Origin of the sequence: Streptomyces longispororuber (assembly GCF_024448165.1) — a bacterium.
Lineage (GTDB): Bacteria > Actinomycetota > Actinomycetes > Streptomycetales > Streptomycetaceae > Streptomyces > Streptomyces longispororuber_A.
In genome coordinates, this window is record NZ_JAMOLN010000405.1 from 1 (window position 1) to 2,834 (window position 2,834).

Annotated in this window: 5 protein-coding genes; 3 read left to right on the plus strand and 2 right to left on the minus strand. The window is 71.8% G+C overall.

The features are described 5' to 3' along the window. On the minus strand, positions 1–878 hold an 878-nt coding region (locus tag M4J07_RS47385; protein ID WP_255983550.1), incomplete at its 3' end, for a serine/threonine-protein kinase. Positions 879–1,198: 320 nt separating this feature from the next. Here M4J07_RS47385 and M4J07_RS47390 point away from each other — a divergent pair. Both M4J07_RS47390 and M4J07_RS47395 read left to right on the plus strand, forming a co-directional pair. Next, on the plus strand, positions 1,199–1,351 hold the full coding sequence (locus M4J07_RS47390) for a hypothetical protein (RefSeq protein WP_255983552.1): 153 nt from the start codon (positions 1,199–1,201) through the stop codon (positions 1,349–1,351). A gap of 71 nt (positions 1,352–1,422) precedes the next feature. Then, the gene (locus tag M4J07_RS47395; protein ID WP_255983554.1) at positions 1,423–1,689 is read left to right on the plus strand and encodes a hypothetical protein; all 267 of its coding nucleotides are present in this window, start codon (positions 1,423–1,425) and stop codon (positions 1,687–1,689) included. Between the two features lie 82 nt (positions 1,690–1,771). Here M4J07_RS47395 and M4J07_RS47400 read toward each other — a convergent pair whose 3' ends face one another. After that, the gene (locus tag M4J07_RS47400) at positions 1,772–2,395 is read right to left on the minus strand and encodes a TetR/AcrR family transcriptional regulator (protein ID WP_255983556.1); all 624 of its coding nucleotides are present in this window, start codon (positions 2,393–2,395) and stop codon (positions 1,772–1,774) included. 108 nt (positions 2,396–2,503) lie between these two features. Here M4J07_RS47400 and M4J07_RS47405 point away from each other — a divergent pair. Continuing rightward, on the plus strand, positions 2,504–2,834 hold a 331-nt coding region (locus tag M4J07_RS47405; RefSeq protein WP_255983558.1), incomplete at its 3' end, for a DoxX family protein.

The following is a 2,834-nucleotide window of genomic DNA, read 5'->3' on the forward strand; positions in this document are numbered from 1 at the left end:
GAGCTGGCGAAGGTCTGCGGGAGCCAGTCCTCGCCCTGCCGCAGCGGGGTCGGGGACAGCTCGTGGCACCGCTCGATGATCTCGGTCAGGCTGGGCCGGTCGGCGGGGTCGCGGCTGAGGCAGTGCGTCACCAACGGCCGCAGTTTGTCGGGCAGTTGGCTCAGGTCGGGGTCCTCGTGGACGATGCGGTAGAGGACCGCGTGCGAGGAACCCTCGCCGAACGCCGGTCGGCCGATGGCGGCGAAGGCGGTGATCTGGCCGAGTGCGAACACGTCGGTGGCGGGGGTGACGGTGCCGGCCGCCGCCTGTTCCGGGGCCATGAAGTGCGGCGTGCCGACGGACACGCCGGTGCCCGTGAGCGAGGTCGCGTCGGCCGCGCGGGCGATGCCGAAGTCGATGACCCGCGGACCGTCGGCGGCGAGCAGGACGTTGGCGGGCTTGAGGTCGCGGTGCACGATGCCCGCGCCGTGGATCACGTGCAGCGCCTCCGCGACGCCGACCGTGAGCAGCAGCGAGCTGCGCAGCGGCAGCGCGCCGTGCTGGGCGACGGCATGGGCGAGCGAGGGGCCGGGGACGTACGCGGTGGCCAGCCAGGGCTGCTGTCCCTTGGTGTCGCCGTCGATGACGGGCGCCGTGTAGAGGCCCTGCACCCGCTGAGCGGAGTTGACCTCCTGCTCGAACCTGCGCCTGAATTCCGGATCCTGGCTGAACTCCGGCCGGATCACCTTGAGCGCGATGGGCCGGCCGCCCGGCGTGTACGAGAGGTACACCTTGCCCATTCCGCCGGTGCCGAGCACCGCGGCCAGCCGGTAACCGCCCACCACCGGCGGGTCGTCGGCCCCGAGCGGCTGGAACAGCTCCGCCGAAGGTGAAACCATGTCGCATTCCCTTGCTCAAGGGCGGCAGCCGCCACCCAAACCCCGAAGTCCCCGGAAAGATACCGAAGGAGCGAACCGTTTTTGTCGGCCCGTCCGCAACAGGCGCGCTACAGAACCCGGTTCCGGTTGCGTACGGTCCTCGAACGCGTGGGCCAACTGTCGCTCCGCCGCGCCGAGTTCGGGGAGGCGGGCTGCGTCGTGCCTCCGACCGCGTCCGCAGTTCGACCCCCAAGGACTGGGGCACCCATGCCGACGCGGTCGTCGTCGGGCACGTCGACAGTGAGGTCGACGTCGCGGAGTCCGTAGGTGGTTGGGGCCCCGTGGGCGCCGGCGCGATCCTGCCCTGCGACGGCGCGGTCATCGGGGACGGCGAGTGGGAAGGAACCACGGGCGTCACGCTCACCCCGGACGACTTCCCCGCCGGATCGGTCGGGTCCAGGGTCGCGGGCCGCGGCGGACTGACGCCCGCGTGACCGCTTGTAGGCGCCACCGAGTTAACCTGCGGGCCTGTCGTCAGTCATCGTTCCCTCAGTCAGGAGCCCCCGTGAGACCCGTCGCCACAGCCGCCGTCACCCTCGTGGCGCTCGTCCTGCTCGCAGGCTGCGGGCAGGAGCAGTCGGAGCTGAAGCCGCCGCGGAACGCCGGGGAAGGTGCCTGGTACGCGAGCAGCAAGGACGAGCGGCGGGAGTTCTGCGAGGCCTATCGGGCGAACGATCCGCAGAAGCCGATCCACATGCCCACCTACGCCTCGTCCGAGGACCCCATGGACTTCGACGAGGAGTTCGACGACGTGCTCAAGGAGAAGTGCTGACGGGCACTGGAGTGTTGCCGTCGCGCCCCCGGCCCAAGAAGGAAGGCCGGGGGCGTTGGTGTGTGCCCGGCCGGTGGCCGGGTCAGGTCCGGCAGACGCTCTCCACCAGCGTCTGCCAGCTGTCGCCGAGCCGGTCCGCGACCGGGGTCCCGGCGAACTCCTCCGGCCGGGGTGCCGAGAGGTAGAGCATGAACGGGCCCTCCAGTGCCGCCGTGAGCTGCAGCGCGAGGGCGTCGACGTCGATGTCGGTGGCGTCGGGGCGGGCGAGGCGCAGGAGCAGGCGGAGGTGCATGCGCGTCAGGGTGGCGCCCGCCCCGGCGGGCACCGGCTTGTTGCGGTCGAGTGAAGCGCGGACGATTGCCAGGTGGTCCGCGAGGTAGGCGGTGCGGGCGCGGCCGTAGGCGATGAGCCGGGCGATGGGCTCGGCGCCCGGCCCGAGCGGCGGCGGCCCGCTGAGGACCTGTTCCTGGAAGACGTGCTCGTCGTCGTCGAGCAGTGCGTGGAAGATCCCGGCCCGCGTGCCGAAGCGGCGGTAGACCGTGCCCTTGCCGAGGCCCGCCCGCTCCGCGAGGCCGTCCATCGTGACCTTCTCCACGCCCAGCTCGGCCATCATCTCGCGCGCCGTGGTCAGCAGATGCGCGCGGTTGCGGGCCGCGTCCGCTCGTTCGGCGCGCGGTCGGCCGAGCGGCACCAATGGGCTGTTCATGGGCTCCAACCTACTGCCGGAATAGAAGCGGGGTGAAGTCCGTTTATGCTTCCGTTCGACGCGAGGAGCCAAGCCCGGCGCCTCCGACCCGTAGCGACAGGACGTATCGTGACCGTCTTTCTCTGGATCCTGCAGATCCTGCTGGCCCTCGTGATGCTGGCCGCGGGCGGCGGCAAGCTCGCGCAGCCGTACGCCAGGACCGCCGAGGCCATGCCGTGGGCCAGGCGCTTCAGCCCGGCGCAGGTCAAGGGCATCGCCGCGGCCGAGGTACTCGGGGCCCTCGGCCTCGTCCTGCCGGCGGCCACCGGAATCGCCCCGGTCCTCACACCGCTCGCCGCGACCGGACTCGCGCTGATCATGCTCGGCGCCGTGGCCACGCACGCCCGGGAGAAGGAGTGGCCGCACATCGCCGTCAACGTCGTGCTGCTCGCCGTCGCCG

What these genes read in the sequence shown, in the direction of transcription:
- M4J07_RS47400 (WP_255983556.1), bottom strand. Translation starts at nt 2,395, where the DNA reads ATGAACAGCCCATTGGTGCCGCTCGGCCGACCGCGCGCCGAACGAGCG.